We start from the raw sequence: 20,592 nt of genomic DNA on the forward strand, positions 1-20,592 counted from the left end.
GCGGCGCAAGCCATGGGTCATTGCGTCACGCCTTGGCGAGAAGGGCGCGAGCCTTGCGCCCGCGCCCCTTGTCGTCAGCGATTGCCGGACCACCAGCCGCGCCGCTTGGGCCGGTCCGAATCGGCCTCGGCCATTTCAGGCTCTGGCGCCGGGGCGGGTTCCGGGACAAGTTCCGGCGCCGGATCCGGGGTGGGATCGGGGGCGGCGTCCGCAGGTTCCTCGGCCCACGCCTGTTCCGGGGCCTCGGCCACGATCTGGGCGATCACGGTTTCCTCGGCCTGCAACCGCTCCATCTCCTCGGACGAAGGGGTCTCGGCTGCCTGCGGCTCGACCGCGATTTCGGACAAGGCCACGATCTCGCCTTCCTCGGTCGCCGCATCCGAGGCGGAAACCCCTGCTGCGGGCGAGGCGCCTGCAAGCGGGTCCTGCGGTTCCGGCCGGGCATTCAGGCCGGGCAGCGATTCGGCACGCTCATCCGGCTGATCGCGCAGATCGACAACCTCGGGCAGACCCTCGGCGGCGGGCAGATCGCCGCCACGGCGACGGCTGCGCGACCGGGACCGGCGACGGCGGCCGTTCTGTTCGGCTTCCTCGGCCTCGGGCTCCTCGGCGCTGTCAGTCGCGTCGTCGGACATCTCATCGGCATCGTCGCCGGCCTCGGCGCCCTCGCCCTCGGGACGCTCGCCGCCCTTGCGCCGGCGGCGCCGGCGGCGACGGCGCGAACGGCCCTCGCCATTCTCATCCTCGGCGGTCGAGGTCTCAGAGCCTTCATCGCCCTCGGTTTCAGCCTCGGCCTCCGCCTCGACCTCCTCGGGCAGATCCTCGTCCTCATCGTCGATCTGGGCCATGAGATCGGCATCGACCGACAGGACCGAGGCCGACACCTCGGGAACGTTGCGGGTCGCGGTCTTGAACTTCTCGATGGCAAAATCGGGCGAGATCAGCGACGGATCGGCCTCGAGCCGGACCGAAAGGCCATAACGCGCCTCGATCCCGGCGACATGTTCGCGCTTCTGGTTGATCAGGAAGTTGACCACGGTGACCGGCGCGCGAACCAGCACCTCGCGCGACCGCTTGCGGGTGCCCTCTTCCTCGATGGCGCGCAGGATGGTCAACGCCAGGCTGTCGTCCGACCGGATCAACCCGGTGCCGTGGCAATGGGCGCAGGGCTGCGTCGTGGATTCCAGCATCCCTGGACGCAGGCGCTGGCGCGACATCTCCATCAGGCCGAAGCCCGAGATGCGGCCCACCTGGATGCGTGCGCGGTCGGATTTCAGCTTGTCCTTCATCCGCTTCTCGACCGCGGCGTTGTTGCGCCGTTCCTCCATGTCGATGAAGTCGATGACGATCAGGCCGGCAAGGTCGCGCAGGCGCAACTGGCGCGCCACCTCGTCGGCGGCCTCCAGGTTGGTCTTCAGCGCCGTTTCCTCGATCGAGCCTTCCTTCGTGGCCCGGCCCGAGTTCACGTCGATGGCCACCAGCGCCTCGGTCACGCCGATGACGATATAGCCGCCCGATTTCAGCTGCACGACCGGATTGAACATCCCGGCCAGATAGCTTTCCACCTGATAGCGCGCGAACAGCGGCATCTGGTCGGTATATTGCTGCACCGCCCGGCCATGGGTCGGCATGATCATCTTCATGAAGTCCTTGGCCACGCGATAGCCGCGCTCGCCCTCGACCAGGACCTCGTCGATCTCGGAGTTGTAGAGGTCGCGGATGACCCGCTTGATCAGGTCGCCTTCCTCATAGATCGGGGCGGGGGCGATGGACTTGAAGGTCAGGTCGCGGATCTGTTCCCACAGCCGCAGCAGGTATTCGTAATCACGCCGGATTTCCGTCCGGGTGCGCTGGCTGCCCGCCGTGCGGATGATCAGGCCCGCGCCCTTCGGCACGTCCAGTTCGGACGCGATGTCCTTCAGCTTCTTGCGGTCGGCCACGTTGGTGATCTTGCGGCTGATGCCGCCGCCACGCGCGGTGTTGGGCATCAGGACGCAATACCGGCCCGGCAGCGACAGATAGGTGGTCAGCGCGGCGCCCTTGTTGCCGCGTTCTTCCTTGACGACCTGGACCAGCATGATCTGCCGGACCTTGATCACCTCCTGGATCTTGTAGCGGCGGGGACGCGGCTTCTTCTGGACGCGGATTTCCTCGGCCACGTCCTCCTCGGCGACCGATTCGATCTCCTCGTCCTTGTCGGACGCATCCGTGGCCGTGGCCTCGACCTCGCCGTCATTGTCCTCGGCGGTTTCGTCGGACGCGGCATCGTGGGAACGGTCGTCGGACGCGGCCTCGGCATCCTCGGCTGGCGCGTCGGCGGACGCGGTTTCATCGCCCGTCTCGGCGCGTTCGGCCCGGGGCTTGCGGCGGCTGCTGCGGGCGGCCTCCTCGGCCTCCTGCGCCTCGGCATAGGCGCGTTCCTCGGCGATCAGGGCCGCGCGGTCGGCGGCGGGGATCTGATAGTAATCCGGGTGGATTTCCGCGAAGGCCAGGAAACCGTGGCGGTTTCCGCCGTAATCCACAAAGGCCGCCTGAAGCGAGGGCTCGACCCGCGTGACCTTGGCCAGGTAGATGTTGCCCGAAATCTGGCGCTTGTTTACGGTCTCGAAATCAAATTCTTCGACCTTGGTTCCGTCCACCACGACCACCCGAGTTTCCTCGGCGTGGGTGGCGTCGATCAGCATTTTCTTTGCCATGTTCAAATCTTTCGCGCGCGCCTGCGCCGGGCGGTGCCAGGGGCACCCCCGCCGAAAGGCCGCGTTGTGATGGGGACACGGGCGCGGCTGGGGCAACGGCGATGCGGCGGGAAAGGCCTGATGCCCCCCCGTTCCGATCCTGTCCGTCCCTTGCGCGCGTCATCGCGTCTGTTCCTTACGGTTGACGCGAAGGCCGCCAGGCCCGCCGCGCCGCTGTCTGATATCGCCCGGTCGCATGGTCATGCGCCGCGGGCGGGCTTTCCGCGTGACACATGCCGCCTTCCGTGAATCGGTGCCAGAGGTGTCGCGCTGCGAAACTGGAAGCGTCCCACAACCCGCAATTGAAGATCGCGAAACGCATAGTCGCAACATAGAGGGGGCAAGGTGGAAAATTCAATGGCGAAAACGGCATGGCTTGGAATGCGCGGCATCCGGCCTGCGTAAACGCGTTGCGCGCACCGTGCGTCACGCAGCCTTAACGCTTCTTTCACGCCGGTGTTGCACCCTTTGCCCATGCCTTGGGCAGGAACAGGAGGCGGGATCATGCCGGTGGTCAAGGTCGATGCGGATGGCGGGCTGCCCCAGGGGCTGGCCGACACGGTTCGCCTTCTGCCTGCCCATGCGCCGGTGATCGTGATGATCCACGGATACCGCTATTCGCCATCCGCGCCGCATTGCGATCCCCATCGACTGATCCTGTCGCTTGAACCGGACCGCGCGGACCGCCGTGTGCTGTCCTGGCCCCGCGCCTTGGGCTTTGGAGCCGATGCCCCCGACGAAGGGCTGGCACTGGCCTTCGGATGGGAAGCGCGGGGGATGCTGGGCCGGGCCTATGGCCGGGCGGGCGATGCGGGACGCGCGGTCGCGGCCCTGGTGTCCGACCTGGCTGGCCGGACGGGGCGGCCCGTCGCGCTGATCGGTCATTCCCTGGGCGCGCGGGTGGGATTGCAGGCCCTGCACCACGCCGATCCTGGCAGCATCGGCCGCATCGTCCTGCTGGCAGGGGCGGAATTCCGGGACGCGGCCGCTGCCGCCCTGGACAGCCCCGCAGGCCGGCGGGCCGAGGTGCTGAACATCACGTCGCGCGAAAACGACTTGTTCGATTTCGCGATGGAGATGTGGCTGGACCGGGGCCGCAGGCAGGCCCTGGGCTTTGGGCTGGATCGCCCGGCGGACAACTGGCTGGACGTGCAGATCGACGACGACGCGACCCTTGCGGCCCTGGACCGGTTGGGCTTTCCGACCGAACGCCCGCTTTTGCGCCTGTCGCACTGGACACCCTATCTGCGCCGGGGTCTGTTCGATTTCTATCGCACCGCAATGGCGCAGCCCTGGGCCTTGCCGTTGTCCATGCTGCGCACCCGCCTGCCGGGCCGGATCGAACCCAGGTGGTCGCGCCTTCTGGCCTCGCCCGCCCAGTTCGGCGGCGTCAGGGCCTGACCTATTTCGTGGCGTCGTCGGTCGGCACCTCGATCGAATGGGCGCGGAACAACCCGGCATTCGCCATCAGGAAGACGAAGATCACCACGGGCATCCCGAAGGTCTTGAAATAGACCCAGGTCGTTTCGGACATGCCCCGCCAGACGATCTCGTTGGCGATGGCAAGGCCCAGGAACAACAGCGCCATGCGTCCGGTCAGCTTGCGCCAGCCCTCGGCGTCCATGGGCAGCGCCTCGGACAGGATCGCGCCCAGCCAGTTGCGCCGGGTGATCAGGCTGAATCCCAGAAGCCCCGCGAACAGCAGATAGATGATCGTCGGCTTGATCTTGAAGAAGCGCGGGTCGTTCAGCCAGACCGACAGTCCGCCAAAGATCACGACCAGCACCAGCGTGGCAATCTGCATCGGCGCCAGCTTGCCGGTCAGCCGCCAGCGGATCACGGTCGCCAGCGCCAGCGCGGGAATGAAGACCAGCGTGGCAAAGACCAGGGGCGTGTATTCCTGTCCCCACAACGCAACCTGATCCCCCCGGTTCAGCATGAAGACCGCGAAGAACAGCAGCAGCGGCCCCCATTCCAGCACCTGCATGACCCAGGCTTTCGGTTCCTTCATCGCATCCGTCCCTTGTGCTGTTCCGCAGGAGGTTGTCTCGCATCGCTGGCGGGCGGGCAAGCCCTGGCCTGTGGCCAAGGGTCAATCCAGCCGGATCGCCGCCAGGATCGGGCCGGGCAATCCGTCGCCGCCGTGTTCCTGCTGGACCAGCAGGGCGTGGCGGGTATCGGTGGGGAAGCTGTCGTCGGCCGTCCCATCAGGGCTGACCGTCATGCGCAGGGGCGCGGCCCCGTCCCATTCGGCCAGCAACTCCAGGGACAGGACGACATTGGTATAGGTGACGACCTTGCCGCGATTTTCCCCGGCGGTCATGCGCACCTGGCGTTCGGGGGCATAGCGGATCATCACGATCTCCACCTTTCCGCCCAGATCGGACAGGGGCATCACCTCGATCGCCTCGCCTTTGGGGGTGGTCTCGCGCTGAACGCTGACCATGGCGGGCGCGACGCGGCTGGCGTCGATCAGCCCCATCAACTGCGCAGGACCGACGGCAACCGCGGTATCCTGGCCATCGACGATGATCTGCGGGGTATAGACCGCCCGTTCCCCCGCAGCCTGGGCATAGCCTTCCTGCCGCGCCGTGAATTCGGGCCGCGCAAAGCTGTCGGCCCAACCGAGATAGTCCCAGTAATCGACATGAAAGGACAGCGGCAGGATATCCGCTTCGTCCGACAGGCCCGCCAGCATGGCATCCGCGGGCGGGCAGGACGAACATCCCTGAGAGGTGAACAGCTCGACCACCACCGGCAGGTCGTCGGGGTTGAAGCGGTCCATCGGCAGGGGCACCGTATCCCCGGCGGCGAAGCTGTTGAAGCCGCCCATCTCGGACGGCACATAGGCGGTCGAGGGGGGTGGCGCCCAGCGGCCCGGATCGCTGGGCGCGGCGATGATCGGCGCCTCGCCCCCCTGCCCTTCCGACGCCGCGGCCGAACCCTGGGCCGCGCCATCCATGCTGCCGGGGGCGGCCGCCGTGTCCGTCTTTCCGGGGTCCTCGACGCCCTGCGCCCAGGCGGCACCCGCGCCAAGCACCACGGCCATGGCGCACCATCCCGCGACGGCAAGGGATCTGATCTGTCTGGCTGCCGGTCCGGTCAGCATTCCTGAAGTCCGATGGTTGACGAATGTCCCCCTGCATAGACCCGCGCCTTGCCGGGGAACAAATCAACGCTTTGTTAGGCACCGCGTGAAAGTTCCCCGGTGGCCCTTGAGCAACAGCGGCGATCATGGTATGCGATTGCATACAATTTGCCGCGTGATGCCCTTGCGCTGTCCTGCCCTATGGGGCAAAGCAAGGCCACGCAAGCCCGACCCATCCCATTCGCAGACAGGGAGGCCCCCATGCCCATCCAGATCGGAACCGACACCGCCAAGACGCGCCGCAAGCTTTCGGCGGGCGGCAAGGATTACGCCTATTACTCCATCGCCGCAGCCACCGAGGCCGGGCTTGGCGATTTCTCGAAACTGCCCGCCGCGCTGAAGGTGGTGCTGGAAAACCTGCTGCGCTTCGAGGATGGCGGCTTTTCCGTGTCCGTGGACGACATCAAGGCCTTTGGCGAATGGGCGTCCCTGGGCGGCAAGAACCCGCGAGAAATCAACTATCGCCCGGCCCGCGTGCTGATGCAGGACTTCACCGGCGTCCCGGCGGTCGTTGACCTTGCCGCGATGCGCGACGGCATCAAGGCGCTTGGCGGCGACGCGCAGAAGATCAACCCGCTGAACCCGGTGGATCTGGTCATCGACCACTCGGTCATGATCGACGAATTCGGCAATCCGCGCGCCTTCCAGAAGAACGTGGACCTGGAATACGAACGCAACATCGAACGCTACCAGTTCCTGAAATGGGGTCAGAACGCGTTCCAGAACTTCCGCGTGGTGCCGCCCGGAACCGGCATCTGCCACCAGGTGAACCTGGAATATCTGGCCCAGACCGTCTGGACCGACACCGACCAGAACGGCGAGCTGGTCGCATATCCCGACACGCTGGTCGGCACCGACAGCCACACCACCATGGTCAACGGCCTGGCCGTGCTGGGCTGGGGCGTCGGCGGGATCGAGGCCGAGGCCGCGATGCTGGGCCAGCCCGTATCCATGCTGATCCCTGAAGTCGTGGGCTTCAAGCTGACCGGCCGGATGGTGGAAGGGACCACCGCCACCGACCTGGTGCTGAAGGTCGTGCAGATGCTGCGCAAGCACGGCGTCGTGGGCAAGTTCGTCGAATTCTACGGCGAAGGGCTGGACAACCTGCCGTTGGCCGACCGCGCGACCATCGCCAACATGGCCCCCGAATACGGCGCCACCTGCGGCTTCTTCCCGATCGACGACGAAACCCTGCGCTATCTGCGCAATACCGGCCGGGATGAGGACCGCATCGCCCTGGTCGAGGCCTATGCCAAGGAGAACGGCTTCTGGCGCGGCGCGGATTATGCGCCGGTCTATTCCTCGACGCTGGAACTGGACATGGGCAGCATCGTTCCCGCGATTTCCGGTCCCAAGCGCCCGCAGGATTACCTGCCGCTGACCGAATCCGCGCAGACCTTTGCCAAGCTGGTGTCGGATTACCGCGCCGGGGCGCCCGCCGAGGACGGCGACGTGCTGACCCGAGCCGATGCCCGCAAGACCGTCGCGGTCGAGGGCCAGGACTACACGATCACCGACGGCTCCGTGGTGATCGCGGCGATCACAAGCTGCACCAACACCTCGAACCCCTATGTGATGATCGGGGCGGGCCTCGTCGCCCGCAAAGCGCGCCAGCTTGGCCTGAACCGCAAGCCCTGGGTCAAGACGTCCCTTGCGCCGGGTTCGCAGGTCGTGGGCGAGTATCTGGAGGCCGCCGGCCTGCAGGAGGATCTGGACGCCCTGGGCTTCAACCTAGTTGGTTACGGCTGCACCACCTGCATCGGCAACTCGGGTCCCTTGGGCGATCCGGCGATTTCCAAGGCGATCCACGACAACGACCTGGTGGCGACCGCCGTGCTGTCGGGCAACCGCAACTTCGAAGGGCGCATCAGCCCCGACGTGCGCGCGAACTTCCTGGCCTCGCCCCCGCTGGTGGTGGCCTATGCCATCGCGGGCGACCTGAACGTGGACCTGACCCGCGATCCGATCGGCCAGACGCCGGAAGGCCGCGACGTCTACCTGAAGGACATCTGGCCCACCAACCAGGAAATCGCCGATCTGGTCCACGCCACGGTCACGCGCGAGGCGTTCCAGTCGAAATATGCGGACGTGTTCAAGGGCGACGAGCGTTGGCAGGCGGTCGATGTCACGGACAGCGAAACCTATGACTGGCCGCCGACCTCGACCTATATCCAGAACCCGCCCTATTTCAAGGGCATGGCCAAGGAAGCGGGCGTCATCAGCGACATCGACGGCGCGCGGGTTCTGGCGATCCTGGGCGACATGATCACCACCGACCACATCAGCCCGGCCGGTTCGTTCAAGCCGACCACCCCGGCGGGCCAGTATCTGCTGGAGCGCCAGGTCGCGCCGAAGGATTTCAACAGCTACGGCTCTCGCCGCGGTAACCATGAAATCATGATGCGCGGCACCTTCGCCAATATCCGCATCAGGAACGAGATGCTGGACGGCGTCGAAGGCGGCTTCACCAAGGGGCCGGACGGCCAACCGACGACGATCTTCGATGCCTCGATGGCCTATCAGGACCAAGGCACGCCCTTGGTGATCTTCGGCGGCATCGAATACGGCGCGGGGTCCAGCCGTGACTGGGCGGCCAAGGGCACCAACCTGCTGGGCGTCAAGGCGGTGATCGCCGAGAGCTTCGAGCGCATCCACCGGTCCAACCTGGTCGGCATGGGCGTGGTCCCGCTGGAATTCCTGCCGGGCGAGAACCGCAAGACGCTGGGCCTGAAGGGCGACGAGACCGTCTCGATCCACGGGCTTGCGGGCGACTTCAAGCCCCTGTCGCTGGTGCCCTGCACCATCCGCTACGCCGACGGCACGGTGAAGGAAATCCAGTTGAAGGCCCGCGTCGATACCGAGGTCGAGATCGAATACCTCAAGAATGGCGGCGTGCTGCACTACGTGCTGCGCAACCTGGCCAAAAGCTGACCCGTAGGGTGCGTGCTTGCACGCACCATTGCGCCAAAGCCAACCCCCGCTGTCCCGCAGCGGGGGTTTTCCATTGCCTCGGGCCGATTGCCCGGAGGCGTAAGTCGCAGACCCGTAGGGTGCGTGCTTGCACGCACCTTTGCGCCATCGGTGCGTGCGAGCACGCACCCTACTCCCGGGGGTTTTCCATTGACCCCGCCCGCCTTCCCCGCCATATCCCGCCTGCGCGGAGGGCCGGATGACCGCGGCAGCTTGATTGTCGAGGAAAGTCCGGACTCCATGAGGCGACGGTGCCGGGTAACGCCCGGCGGGGGCAACCCCAGGGAAAGCGCCACAGAGAACAGACCGCCCATGTCCGCATGGGTAAGGGTGAAACGGTGGGGTAAGAGCCCACCGGGGGCCTGGCAACAGGCCCCGCATGGCAAGCCCCACCGGGAGCAATGCCGAATAGGGACCGCGCGCGGGGGCAACCCCGCAGGGCCGCCTTGCCCCAGCAGGTCCGGGTAGGCAGCTTGATCCGGCGGGCAACCGCCGGGCCAGAGGAATGGTCATCCAGCCGCGTCACGCGCGGTGGACAGAATCCGGCTTACAGGCCCTCCGCGCAATATGGCCCTTTTGACCCATGATTTCCCGGGCGATTCGGGTTGACTTCGGCCTGCCCATGGGTAAAAGGCGGGCTTCAAACGAATTCCACGGGGTCTGCGCCGCGCGATTGCCCCGAAGCAGGAGCAATGACATGGCGAAGCCGACCACCATCAAGATCCGGCTGAACTCGACCGCCGGCACGGGCCACTTCTACGTGACCAAGAAGAACGCCCGCACCATGACCGAAAAGATGACCGTTCGCAAATACGACCCGGTCGTCCGTCAGCACGTCGAATACAAGGAGGGCAAGATCAAGTAAGGATCTTGTCCGGCCACAGGTTCAAGGGGCGTCCGAAGGGGCGCCCCTTTCCTTTTGCTGATGCGGGCACCAGCAGCCGCCAGGGCAGCAGGCGCCGATCACGCCAACACGAACTCCACCCCAGGCAGGACCGCGATCTCGCCCACGTCGGTGCGATAGTTCGCCGTCACCCGGTCCACCACTTCCTGCGTCCAGCCGGGCAGGTCGATCACCTGGTCCAGGGCGGCGGCGGGCGCATGGCTCTCGATCATCTCGGACGAGATGGCCCGGCGCTGCGCGACGGACAGCCGGTCCTGCGCGGCCAGCTTCTCTCTCAGCCGGGCCATGCCTGCCTCGCCCAGGATCTCCTCGAGATACATCGATCCGCCTTGCAGGGGCGCATCGGGGGGGATGGCGCCGACAAGGCGGGCGATCTCGGGCCAGATCAGGGGCACGTCCTCGTGGCACCAGATCACCACCCGGCGGCCGGGGACCGCGCGCAGCAGCGCCTGGATCGGGTCGCGCCAGCGCAGGTCCGTGGGCTGGCGGCCCTGCATCAGGACGTGATAGCCGCCGCCGGTAAAGATCGGCAGCACCTCGGAAATCAGCGCGGCGGGATTGCGGATCGCCAGGAAGAACTCGACCTCGTGGTCGGGGAACAGGTTCGCCAGGGCCGCGGCCCGCGCACCCATCTGCGGGTAAAGCCCCGTCTGCCCCACCACCCGGCCCGGCGCCCCCATGAACGTGGGCGTAGAGAAGATCGCCCGGCCGGGCGAATCGCTGTGCAGCACCGCGTCCAGCATGATTTGCTGCATCTCGGCGGTCGCGCGCCCGCCTTTCAGCGACATCAGCGCCTCTTCGAACAGGCCGCGATGGCGGTTGGGGGTGATGACGTCGGTGCCGTGCTGCATCAGCCAGTCGCGGTTGTTCAGCAGCGTCTTCAGCAGCCGGTCGCCATCCGTGCAATGCACCCCCAGATGAAACACCATCTGCATATCGGCCTGATCCTTCTTCTTCCGCCCGTGCCGGCGCCGGGGCACAGTAGCGATGCCCGATGCGCAGTCAAACCGCTTTCGCGGCTTGCGCAAGACGCGGGCAAAGGCTATCGCAGGAAGTGCACACCGGGCCGGTTTAGCTCAGCGGTAGAGCAGCGGTTTTGTAAACCGAAGGTCGGGGGTTCAATCCCCTCAACCGGCACCACCTCCCCTGTTGGACATCGCCCGCCGCGCCGCCTATAACGCGCGCGACATTCAGACGCTGCGAAGGTGCATCATGATCAAGGTCTTCGGCCATACCGCCCCCGACACGGATTCGACCGGTTCCCCCATCATCTGGGCCTGGTATCTGAACGAGGTCCGCAAGACCCCCGCCAAGGCGGTCCTGCAAGGCGAGCCGAACACCGAAGCCCTGTGGATGCTGAACCGCTGGAACCTGGACAAGCCGGAAATCATCGCCGATGTCGCGGCGGGCGATCACTGCGTGATCGTGGACACCAACAACCCCGCCGAACTGCCCGCCAGCCTGGACCAGGCCGAGGTGATCGAGATCATCGACCACCACCTGCTGGCAGGCGGCATCAAGACGCGCAGTCCCATCAACATCACCATCCGTCCGCTGGCCTGCACCGCCACCATCATGCACGACCTGATCGGCGAGGACATGGCCCGCGCGCCCGAGGGGATCAAGGGCGCGATGCTGACCTGCATCCTGTCCGACACGCTGGAATTCCGCAGCCCCACCACCACCGCCCATGACCGCGCCGTGGCCGAGAAGCTGGCATCCGATCTGGGCGTCAACATCACCGACTATGCGGCCGAGATGTTCGCGGCCAAGTCTGATATCAGCGCCTTTTCCGACGAGGCGCTGCTGCGCACCGACAGCAAGGAATACGAGCTGGGCGGCAAGCAGCTGCGCATCACGGTGCTGGAAACGACCTCGCCGCAGGTGCTGCTGGCTCGCAAGGACGCGCTGATGGCCGCCATGCCCCGCGTCGCGGCCGAGGACGGCGCGGACCAGGTGCTGTGCTTCATCGTCGATATCCTGCGCGAGGAAGCGACCCTGCTGGTCCCCAACGACTTCGTGCGCAGTCTGGCCGAGCGCAGCTTCGGCGTCGCGGTCACGGGCGACACCGTGCTCCTGCCCGGCGTGATGAGCCGCAAGAAGCAGATCATCCCGGTCCTTGCATTGTAATGACCCGGATCATCCCTTCGCTGTCGCAGATCGGTGCCGATTACGACGTGCTGTTCTGCGACCTGTGGGGCTGCCTGCACAACGGCAAGCAGCCCTATCCCGCCGCAGTCGCGGCCTTGCAGGCGTTCCGGGCAAAGGGCGGTCGGGTGGTCCTGATGACCAACGCGCCGCGTCCCAACCAATTCGTGATCGCCCAGCTTGACCGCATGGGCGTGCCGCGCGACGCCTGGGACATCGTGGTCAGTTCGGGCGATGCCGCGCAGGAAGCGATGTTCGAAGGCCGTGTCGGCCGCAAGGTCTGGCATATCGGGACCGCCAAGGACGACGGCTTCTTCGACGACATTCCGGCGGAATTCGCCGATGCCCCCGTGATCCGGCGCGTATCGCTGGAGGATGCCGAGGGGATCGTGGCCACCGGCCCCTTCGAGGAACTGACCGAAACGCCCGCCGATTACCACGACCGCCTGATGCAGGCACGCGACCGCGGGTTGCCGCTGCTGTGCGCAAACCCGGATGTGGTCGTGGACATGGGCGAGACGCGCATCTATTGCGCCGGCGCCCTGGCGGAATACTACGAGGGTCTTGGCGGCACGTCGCTTTACTTCGGCAAGCCGCATCCGCCGATCTATGACCGGGCGCGGCGGCTGCTGGATCTGGGGCCGGGCGCACGCATCCTGGCCATCGGCGACGGCATCTTCACCGATGTGAAGGGCGCCCTGGATCAGGGCATCGACGCGCTGTTCGTGACCGGCGGGCTTGCGGCAGACGCCCTGGGGCCGGATGTCGAGAATCCCGACAACGCGCTGCTGCTGGACTGGCTGGAGGGCCATGCGCTGGCCCCGCAATACAGCATCGGCCGGCTGCGCTGACAGTTTATGCCTGCCGCCTTGCGCGGCAGGAAAACACATGCACCGATGACGGAACTCGCATGTCCGCGCCTTGGCCGAAGGCGGTGAAGTCGCCTTCGATCCGCGCGGCGATTGCCTCACGATCCTGGGGCGAGGCATTGCAAATCCGCAGCAGGCGCGCGGCTGGTCCGACATGGGTGGCAAGGCGTGCCGCCCCGGATGATCCGCCGGGCGGCGTCAGGTCGATTTGCAGCGTCTCGGCCCGCCCTTCGACAAGCCCCGCCTGCGCCATCAGATCCAGCACATGATCCGCATCCGCGAAGGCCAGAGGGCCGGGACCGTTCGTCGGCGGCTCGGGCGGGGTGTTCAGCCAGTCCCGTGCGGCCTTTTCGGGGATGGTGAACCATGGATTGTCCGCCAGACGCGCCCAGGACAGGAAGACCATGCGCCCGCCGTCGCGAAGCGCCTGGGACAGATTTCGGAAGGCCGCGACGCTGTCGTCGAAAAAGCTCATCCCGAAGCGCGAGAGGAGGACATCGCGGCTGGCGGGGGCAAGCCGTTCGACCTGCGCATCGCACAGGTGGAAGGCGACGTTCGCCATTCCTTCGGTCTGGGCACGTTGCCGTGCCCGTTCCAGCATCGGCGCGGCGATGTCCAGTCCCAGCACCGTGCCGTTGGGCACACGCCGGGCGGCGGCCAGCGTGCTGGCCCCGGTGCCGCAACCGACATCCAGGACATCCTCTGATCCGTCCAGATCCGCGGCGTCCAGCAGGGGCCGAAGCAGCCCTTCCATCGTCGCATCCAGGGCCGGTCCGTGTTCCACCCAAGCCCGCCCGGCGGGCGAGGTCCAGAAGTCAGCCTGCGGCTGGTTTGCAATCTGAACCATCCCCTCCCCTCCTTCTCACGGCAATAATATTATACTTTATTTTGTTATCGTATAAGTTTATTGCGTTGAAGACACTTCGCTGCTATGCAGCATCGGCAAGCGGATCGCTCATCACAGGGAACATGCCATGCTTGACAATCTTCCCCGCGGCACGATCGTCATCGAGGATCTCGAGGTGGGCATGACCCGTTATCTGCAAAAGCAGGTGACGGACCGCGACATCAACCTGTTCGCCGAGGTCTCGACCGACCGCAATCCGGTCCATCTGGACGACGATTATGCCCGCGACACGATCTTTGAAGGACGTATCGCGCATGGGATGCTGACCGCCGGGCTGATCTCGGCCGTGATCGGGGAACAATTGCCGGGCCATGGCACGGTCTATCTGGGCCAGACGCTGAAGTTCATGGCCCCCGTCCGCCCCGGCGACACCGTCCGGGCCGAGGTGACGGTGGACACCATCGACCACGCGAAACGGCGGGTCACGCTTGCAACCCGCTGTCTCGTGGGTGATACGGTCGTCCTGAAAGGCGAGGCGGTCGTTCTGGCGCCAAGCCGCAAGTTCGACTGACGGGGCGCGCGCGCCCCAGTGGGGGCACCCTTTGCAAATCCACCGCGACTGGACAGGACTTCCGGCAGGCGCCCGCGGCGCATCCGTCGCCATGGGCAATTTCGACGGCGTCCACCTGGGCCATCGCGCCGTGATAGAATCCGCCCGCCAGGCAGGTGGCCCCTTGGGCATCGTCACATTCGAACCCCATCCCCGCCAGTTCTTTGCCCCCGATGCCCCGCCCTTCCGGCTGATGAATTCGGAATCCCGCGCCAACCGCCTGGCCCGGCTGGGGGTGGAACAGCTTTACGAATTGCCCTTCGGCGCGGTTCTGGCGGGCCTTTCGCCCGAGGCTTTTGCCCGCGACGTGCTGGTGGGCGGACTGGGCGTGACCCATGTGACCGTGGGTGCGGATTTCGTCTTCGGCAAGGATCGCGCGGGCGATGTCGCGACGTTGCAGGATCTGGGCCGCCAGCTTGGCTTCGGCGTGACCGCTGTGCCGCTGGTGGGGGCGGGCGGGCAGGACTACAGTTCCACCGCCATCCGTTGCGCCCTGACGGAAGGACGCCCCCGCGACGCGGAACGGATGCTGGGCCACCTGCACCGGATCGAGGGCGAGGTCGTCCACGGCAACAAGCGCGGGCGCGAATTCGGCTGGCCCACCGCCAACATGCAGATGGACGACTTGCACCTGCCCCGCCTTGGCGTCTATGCCGTGGTGGTCGAGGTGCTGACCGGGCCGGACAAGCTGTCCTGCCAGGGCGTCGCCAGCCTGGGCGTGCGCCCGATGTTCGGACGCAATGCGCCCAACCTGGAAGTGCACCTGTTCGACTTCGACGGCGACCTGTATGGCCAGCATCTTTCGGTCGGCCTGGTTGAATTCCTGCGCGACGAGGCCAAATTCGACAGCGTGCAGACATTGATCGATCAGATTGCCGCCGATGCCAGCCAGGCCCGCGCGGTGCTGGCGGGCGCCTGATGCGCGACCGCTTCTGGGAACTGCCGTTGCCGCAGTTGCAGCCCGACGAATGGGAGGCGCTGTGCGACGGCTGCGGCAAGTGCTGCCTGAACAAGATCGAATACGAAGACACGAACGAACTGGCCTTCACCCGTGTCGCCTGCAGGCTGCTGGACGGCGCCAAGTGCCAGTGCAGCAGCTATGCCAACCGCCACGACTATGTCCCCGACTGCGTCGTCCTGACCCCCCGCAAATTGGCCGAGATCGCCTGGTGGCTGCCCGCCACCTGCGCCTATCGCCTGCGCCACGAGGGGAGGCCGCTCTACAAGTGGCACCACCTGATTTCCGGCGACCGCGAGACTGTGCATCGCGCCGGCGCCAGTGTCCGCGGCTGGACCGTCAGCGAAGCCTCGGTGACCGAGGAAGACTGGGAGGACTATATCATCGAGGATCTGTCCTAAGACAGTGGGCAAGGTCGGGCCGTCATGCCCCGTCCAGGATCACCAGTTGCCGGTCGGGCAGCGGCCGTTGCAGGACCTGGGCCTGGGACCACTCCGCCGTCATCCACATCTCGATCTCGTCGGGGGTGGTCAGGATTACCGGCATGGCCTTGGGATGGACCTTGCCCACCACCCCGTTCGGCTCGCAGGTCAGAAAGGCGAAAAGCTGGTGCTCGCCCGGGCGCGGCGTCTTCATCGACCCCCGCGTGCCGGTCCAGGGCGTCCAGATGCCCGCAAAGAAGAACAGGGGGCGCGATTCATCCAGGCCGAACCAGTAAAGTGGCTTGCGCTTCGTCACCGGATCGGGCTTTGCCCCGTATTCCGAAAAGGCGGTGGCGGGCACAAGGCAGCGGTTCGGAACCCCCAGCCAGCGACGCCAATGGGGGCTGGCGGTATTGCGGATATTGGTGACGCCGGTATCGGGCGCGTCCTTCGTCTTCAGGAACTGCGGCGGCGTGGGCATCCCCCAGGTCAGCCGGGCCAGCTCGCGCCCCTCGGCCGTGTTGCGAACCACCGGCGCGGGACGGTCGGGATAAAGGTCAAGGGTCGGCTCAAGATTGCCCAGGCTGTCCTGCATCGCCCGCGCGGCATCCCGGATCGCCTGCTGGTTGGAGGTGAGATTGTAAAGATTGCACATGGTCCGCTTTCCCGATGCCCAGGTGATGCCCTGCCCCGCGTCCCCCGGCAACCCTGGGGACCGTCGGCTTGTTCCTTGCCCCTGCCGCCAATCACGTCGATCCAGTTCGGACCAACGGACCGGCAACCATTCCTTCCAAGTCACTTGCCGTTCGTGCGACACATGGCCCACAAGATTGAAGGAAAACCCATGACCCACGACATCGGCGGCGCCCGGCCATGACCGGAACACCCCCCTTCATCACTTATGATGCCGCGATGGGCCGGCTGGACTGGCCGGGCGCGGTCGCGGCGCTGAAGGCGGGCCACGCGCTGCCCCGCGCCGAAATCCGCGACACCTTCCTTGGACCCGCGACGGGCACGATGATGACCCGGTCGGCCTTCATCGCCGGGCTGGGCTATGGTGCGAAGCCCTTTACCGTCTTCGACGCCAATCCGTCGCGCGGCCTGCCCACGGTGCAGGGCGCGATGCTGGTCTTCGACAAGGACGACGGCCATCTGCGCGCGATCGTCGAGAACCGGCTGGTGACGACCTTGAAGACGGCGGCGGATTCGGTGCTGGGCGCCAGCCTGCTGGCGCGGCCAGACAGCCGCCACCTGCTGATCGTCGGCGCGGGCACGGTCGCGGCCAGCCTGGTCCAGGCCTATACGGCAGTGCTGCCGGGGATCGAGACGGTGACGGTCTGGGCACGGCGCCCCGAACAGGCCCAGGCACTTGTCGCCGGTCTGTCCGGCATCGGCGCAGACCTTCACGCGACGACCGATCTGCAAGGGGCGGTGGGACAGGCCGACATCGTTTCGACGGCGACGATGGCCCGCAGTCCGGTCATCATGGGCGATTGGGTGCGGCCCGGCACCCATGTCGATCTGATCGGCGCCTACAAGGCCGACATGCGAGAGGCCGACGATGTCCTGATGGCCCGCGCCCGCCTGTTCGTGGACAGCCGCGACACCGCCGCCCATATCGGGGAACTGCTGATCCCCCTCGGCTCGGGCGCGATCACGGCAGACAGCATCAAGGGCGATCTCTACGACCTGGTGCAACCCGGCACCCAGGGGCGCGCGTCGGACGACGACATCACCGTCTTCAAGAACGGTGGCGGCGCGCATCTGGACCTGATGATCGCGTCCTGGATCATCGACCGCCTGGGGTGATCCTCAGGATGATACAGCCGCCTGGATCGCAGGACTGCGGCGCAGGTGGGGGTTGCGGCCCAAGTTCCTTTACGGATCCCGCCCGTGACGTGCGGCGGCATCATCAGCGACCTCTGAACGGCGTCGCCTGTAGCGCCCTTCGCGACGAACAACCCGACCAGATCGGCCACGGGATTCGCGGCCAAGCTGAACGGCATGGGGATTCCCGTTACGCTCGACAGGCTCCGCATGATCCCTTGGATTTTCTTGGAAGCGATCCCGGCGCGACCCTCATGCCTGGCGTCCAGATCGAGACCGTCATCATCGCGGGACAGGCGGCCGGGCTGATGACGATCCTGGCGCGAACCGGCGTGCCGCCAGGACAGGTGCCTGGCGTCAGCCCCGACGTCGACATCGCGTCCTTATCGGACCTTGCCCTCCATATGGCGCATGAAGGCCGTTGGGATCGCGGCCTTGATCCCCTGGACGACCAGGGGAAAGCTGTCAGCGAATGGAATGATTTGGTGGAGCCAAGGGGAGTCGAACCCCTGACCTCTTGAATGCCATTCAAGCGCTCTACCAACTGAGCTATGGCCCCACCGGAGGTCTGCCTTGTCTTTCGACGTGGCGTGGGGGGTCTATAGGGGGGCGCGCAGCGGGGCGCAAGTGGAAAATGTGGGACTTGGGGCAAGTTTGTGAAAGCCTTTCGGCAAATTCCAAACCACCTGTTCCACCTGCGATCACGGGTTTGTCGAGAAGGGAGAATGGTGGGCGGTGAGGGACTCGAACCCCCGGCATCTTCGGTGTAAACGAAGCGCTCTACCAACTGAGCTAACCGCCCGCCGGCTTGCCTTCTAGCGCCCTGCAACGGCCTTGGCCAGTGGCGATTTGGCCATCCTAGCCAATGATCCCCGAACCGGCGAACAAGGCAGGCAGATCGACCGTGTCGCGGTTGTTCAGCGCATCCGCGTGATCGCGCAGGAATGCGTCGGCGGCCGTCTGCCCCGCCAGCTTCATCCGCGCCATCAGGCCCGGCGCCGGCATCAGCTTGGACCGGGCATTCAGGTCGTTCATCAGCGTGTCGTCCAGGATCATGTGGATCAGCGGGTTCTTCATCGCCCGGTTCTGCAACCGATCCTCGGCAAACAGGCGCTTGACGAAATTGATGGCCCGCAGATCCGCCATCAACGAGGCGTTGAAGCTGACCTCGTTCACGCGGTCGGCGATCAGGGCCGGGGTTCGGGGGACGCCATCGCGGATCAGGGGGTTGATGTTCACGATCACGATGTCGCGCGGCAGCCGCTGATCATACAGGGGAAACATCGCCGGATTTCCGGTGAAGCCGCCGTCCCAGAAGGCCTCCAGCTCGCCGGTTTCCGGGTCGGGGATCTCGACTGCCTGGAACAGGTTCGGCAGGCAGGCCGAAGCCATCACCGCGTCCGCGGTGGCCGCCGCGTTCGTGAACACCCGGATCCGGCCCGTCCGCACATTGGTTGCCGCGACGAACAATTGCGGGCCGCGCGCGTTGCTGAAATCGGGATAGGGCAAATCGCGCAGCACCGAAGCCAGCGGATTCACATAGAAGGGGCCATAGTCATAGGGGCTGAACAGCCGCGTCAGATTGTCCAGCCAGGCGGCGGGGGAAAACAGTTCGGTCAGGCGGTCCATGCCTTGCGGGGCGGGAAACATCGAATGGAGCCATCGAACCACGCGATTGTCGCTGCGCTGGCCTACCTGCGCCCACAGGAAGTCCAGGTTTTCGCGTGCGGCGCGCCGCCCTGCCCGGCCGTTGCCCCGCGCCAGCCCGCCTTTCAGCGCGGCCCCGTTCAGCGCCCCGGCGGATGTGCCACTGATGGCGGAGATCGTCAGCCAGTCCTCGTCCAGCAGCCGGTCCAGAACGCCCCAGGAAAAGGCGCCATGCGCGCCGCCGCCCTGCAGTGCCAGGTTGATCTGCTTTTCATCCATCGCGGTCCCTCGATTTGCCGCACAGCATAGCGGGAAAGCGCGTCAAATCCATCGGGGGTGCGGGCGTTGCATGTGCAACGGGTCAGTCCTCGGCGTTCGCCTCGGCGCGGCTTTTCCCTGCAACATCCAGCGCCAGGGTCGCGGCCATGAAGGCGTCCAGGTCGCCGTCCAGCACGCCCTGGGTGTCGCTGGTTTCCTCGCCCGTGCGCAGATCCTTGACCATCTGATAGGGGTGCAGGACGTAAGAGCGGATCTGGTTGCCCCAGCCCGCGTCGCCCTTGGCGGCGTGCTGGGCGTTGATCTCGGCGTTCCGCTTGTCCAGTTCCATCTGGTAGAGGCGCGCCTTCAGCGCGGCCATGGCGTTGGCGCGGTTCTGGTGCTGGGACTTTTCCGACGACGTCACGACGATCCCGGTCGGCAGGTGGGTGATCCGCACGGCCGAATCGGTGGTGTTGACGTGCTGCCCGCCCGCGCCGGACGACCGATATGTGTCGATGCGGATGTCGCGGTCGGGAATGTCGATCTCGATGTTGTCGTCCACGACCGGATAGACCCAGACGGAACTGAAGGACGTGTGCCGCCGCGCCGCGCTGTCATAGGGGCTGATGCGGACCAGCCGATGCACGCCCGATTCCGACTTCAGCCAGCCATAGGCATTGTGCCCGCTGACCTTGTAGGCGGCGCTGCGGATACCAGCCTCGTCCCCCGCGGTTTCGGACAGAAGCTCGACCTCGTAGCCCTTCTTCTCGGCCCAGCGGACATACATGCGCGCCAGCATCGACGCCCAGTCGCAGCTTTCCGTGCCGCCCGCGCCCGCGTTGATTTCCAGGAAGGTGTCGTTGCCGTCCGCCTCGCCGTTCAGCAGGGCTTCCAGTTCCTTTTGCGCGGCCATTTCGGCCAGCGACTTCAGGTTCGCCTCGGCCTCGGCCACCAGATCGGCGTCTCCTTCCTCCTCGGCCAGTTCGACCATCTCGGCGTTGGCGGACAGGTCGCCGTCGATGCGGCGATAGGTCTCGATCGCGTCCGACAGCGCCTGGCGTTCGCGCATCAGCTTCTGCGCGCGGGCGGGGTCGGACCACAAGTCGCCCGCCTCGATCATGGCATTCATCTCCTCCAGCCGGTGCGGCGCGGTCTGCCAGTCCATCCGCTGGCCCAGCAGGGTCAGCGACTTGCGGATGGCTTCGATGGTGGACTGCGTCTCGGCGCGCATGGGCGGATCCTCGGGTTC

General features: G+C 66.2%; 17 protein-coding genes, 3 tRNA genes and 1 other RNA gene. 11 read left to right on the top strand and 10 right to left on the bottom strand.

Annotated features, from left to right (window positions below):
- Positions 1 to 74: 74 nt before the first annotated feature.
- Entirely contained in the window at positions 75 to 2,696 is a 2,622-nt protein-coding gene (locus tag RAH32_RS05655) for an Rne/Rng family ribonuclease (RefSeq protein WP_306605949.1), read from the bottom strand.
- A 543-nt stretch (positions 2,697 to 3,239) separates the two neighbouring features.
- Between RAH32_RS05655 and RAH32_RS05660 the strand changes: the two genes are divergently transcribed.
- A complete protein-coding gene (locus RAH32_RS05660; protein WP_306605952.1) occupies positions 3,240 to 4,136 on the top strand; it encodes an alpha/beta fold hydrolase in 897 nt (298 codons plus the stop codon).
- A 1-nt stretch (position 4,137) separates the two neighbouring features.
- Here RAH32_RS05660 and RAH32_RS05665 read toward each other — a convergent pair whose 3' ends face one another.
- Both RAH32_RS05665 and RAH32_RS05670 read right to left on the bottom strand, forming a co-directional pair.
- Positions 4,138 to 4,746 carry an inner membrane-spanning protein YciB gene (locus tag RAH32_RS05665; RefSeq protein ID WP_306605954.1) on the bottom strand — a complete coding sequence of 203 codons (609 nt, stop codon included), beginning with the start codon at positions 4,744 to 4,746 and terminating at the stop codon, positions 4,138 to 4,140.
- An 81-nt stretch (positions 4,747 to 4,827) separates the two neighbouring features.
- A complete protein-coding gene (locus tag RAH32_RS05670; RefSeq protein WP_306605956.1) occupies positions 4,828 to 5,784 on the bottom strand; it encodes a DUF1223 domain-containing protein in 957 nt (318 codons plus the stop codon).
- 300 nt (positions 5,785 to 6,084) lie between these two features.
- On the opposite strand from RAH32_RS05670, the gene acnA reads away from it, so the two are divergent.
- The 3 genes from acnA (at position 6,085) to rpmG (ending at position 9,718) form a co-directional block, all read left to right on the top strand.
- Positions 6,085 to 8,814: an aconitate hydratase AcnA gene (gene acnA / locus RAH32_RS05675; RefSeq protein ID WP_306605958.1), complete on the top strand. Its 2,730-nt coding sequence runs from the start codon at positions 6,085 to 6,087 to the stop codon at positions 8,812 to 8,814.
- 226 nt (positions 8,815 to 9,040) lie between these two features.
- An RNA gene (gene rnpB, locus RAH32_RS05680) (RNase P RNA component class A) lies at positions 9,041 to 9,419 on the top strand.
- Positions 9,420 to 9,550: 131 nt separating this feature from the next.
- Positions 9,551 to 9,718 carry a 50S ribosomal protein L33 gene (gene rpmG / locus RAH32_RS05685; RefSeq protein WP_022707377.1) on the top strand — a complete coding sequence of 56 codons (168 nt, stop codon included), beginning with the start codon at positions 9,551 to 9,553 and terminating at the stop codon, positions 9,716 to 9,718.
- A 98-nt stretch (positions 9,719 to 9,816) separates the two neighbouring features.
- On the opposite strand, the gene RAH32_RS05690 is transcribed toward rpmG, so the two are convergent.
- On the bottom strand, positions 9,817 to 10,692 hold the full coding sequence (locus RAH32_RS05690) for a hypothetical protein (protein WP_306605963.1): 876 nt from the start codon (positions 10,690 to 10,692) through the stop codon (positions 9,817 to 9,819).
- 130 nt (positions 10,693 to 10,822) lie between these two features.
- Here RAH32_RS05690 and RAH32_RS05695 point away from each other — a divergent pair.
- The 3 genes from RAH32_RS05695 to RAH32_RS05705 all read left to right on the top strand — a co-directional run bounded on the left by RAH32_RS05695 (position 10,823) and on the right by RAH32_RS05705 (position 12,756).
- Positions 10,823 to 10,897: transfer RNA gene (locus RAH32_RS05695), tRNA-Thr, on the top strand.
- A 72-nt stretch (positions 10,898 to 10,969) separates the two neighbouring features.
- Positions 10,970 to 11,887 (top strand): manganese-dependent inorganic pyrophosphatase, encoded by a 918-nt coding sequence (locus RAH32_RS05700; RefSeq protein WP_306605965.1) that lies wholly within the window; start codon positions 10,970 to 10,972, stop codon positions 11,885 to 11,887.
- Entirely contained in the window at positions 11,887 to 12,756 is an 870-nt protein-coding gene (locus tag RAH32_RS05705; RefSeq protein ID WP_306605967.1) for a TIGR01459 family HAD-type hydrolase, read from the top strand. Before RAH32_RS05700 ends, RAH32_RS05705 begins: the two co-directional genes overlap by 1 nt.
- Positions 12,757 to 12,760: 4 nt before the next feature.
- On the opposite strand, the gene RAH32_RS05710 is transcribed toward RAH32_RS05705, so the two are convergent.
- A complete protein-coding gene (locus tag RAH32_RS05710) occupies positions 12,761 to 13,621 on the bottom strand; it encodes a class I SAM-dependent methyltransferase (protein ID WP_306605969.1) in 861 nt (286 codons plus the stop codon).
- Between the two features lie 127 nt (positions 13,622 to 13,748).
- Here RAH32_RS05710 and RAH32_RS05715 point away from each other — a divergent pair, with 127 nt between their 5' ends.
- The 3 genes from RAH32_RS05715 to RAH32_RS05725 are packed head-to-tail and all read left to right on the top strand — an operon-like array spanning position 13,749 to position 15,590.
- On the top strand, positions 13,749 to 14,192 hold the full coding sequence (locus tag RAH32_RS05715) for a MaoC family dehydratase (RefSeq protein WP_306605972.1): 444 nt from the start codon (positions 13,749 to 13,751) through the stop codon (positions 14,190 to 14,192).
- A gap of 31 nt (positions 14,193 to 14,223) precedes the next feature.
- Positions 14,224 to 15,150, top strand: a complete 927-nt coding sequence (locus tag RAH32_RS05720; RefSeq protein ID WP_306605974.1) for a bifunctional riboflavin kinase/FAD synthetase — start codon at positions 14,224 to 14,226, stop codon at positions 15,148 to 15,150.
- The gene (locus RAH32_RS05725; protein ID WP_306605977.1) at positions 15,150 to 15,590 is read left to right on the top strand and encodes a YcgN family cysteine cluster protein; all 441 of its coding nucleotides are present in this window, start codon (positions 15,150 to 15,152) and stop codon (positions 15,588 to 15,590) included. Before RAH32_RS05720 ends, RAH32_RS05725 begins: the two co-directional genes overlap by 1 nt.
- Positions 15,591 to 15,612: 22 nt before the next feature.
- On the opposite strand, the gene RAH32_RS05730 is transcribed toward RAH32_RS05725, so the two are convergent.
- Entirely contained in the window at positions 15,613 to 16,266 is a 654-nt protein-coding gene (locus RAH32_RS05730; RefSeq protein WP_306605979.1) for an SOS response-associated peptidase, read from the bottom strand.
- 218 nt (positions 16,267 to 16,484) lie between these two features.
- On the opposite strand from RAH32_RS05730, the gene RAH32_RS05735 reads away from it, so the two are divergent.
- A complete protein-coding gene (locus RAH32_RS05735) occupies positions 16,485 to 17,420 on the top strand; it encodes an ornithine cyclodeaminase family protein (protein ID WP_306605981.1) in 936 nt (311 codons plus the stop codon).
- 501 nt (positions 17,421 to 17,921) lie between these two features.
- Here the strand turns inward: RAH32_RS05735 and RAH32_RS05740 are convergent.
- The 4 genes from RAH32_RS05740 to prfB form a co-directional block, all read right to left on the bottom strand.
- Positions 17,922 to 17,997: transfer RNA gene (locus RAH32_RS05740), tRNA-Ala, on the bottom strand.
- Between the two features lie 167 nt (positions 17,998 to 18,164).
- Positions 18,165 to 18,240, bottom strand: a tRNA-Val gene (locus tag RAH32_RS05745).
- 56 nt (positions 18,241 to 18,296) lie between these two features.
- Positions 18,297 to 19,364 (bottom strand): patatin-like phospholipase family protein, encoded by a 1,068-nt coding sequence (locus tag RAH32_RS05750; RefSeq protein ID WP_306605984.1) that lies wholly within the window; start codon positions 19,362 to 19,364, stop codon positions 18,297 to 18,299.
- A gap of 82 nt (positions 19,365 to 19,446) precedes the next feature.
- Positions 19,447 to 20,574: a peptide chain release factor 2 gene (gene prfB, locus RAH32_RS05755; RefSeq protein ID WP_306605986.1), complete on the bottom strand. Its 1,128-nt coding sequence runs from the start codon at positions 20,572 to 20,574 to the stop codon at positions 19,447 to 19,449.
- Between the last annotated feature and the right edge of the window lie 18 nt (positions 20,575 to 20,592).

It is taken from the genome of Paracoccus yibinensis (assembly GCF_030846195.1).
Lineage (GTDB): Bacteria > Pseudomonadota > Alphaproteobacteria > Rhodobacterales > Rhodobacteraceae > Paracoccus > Paracoccus yibinensis.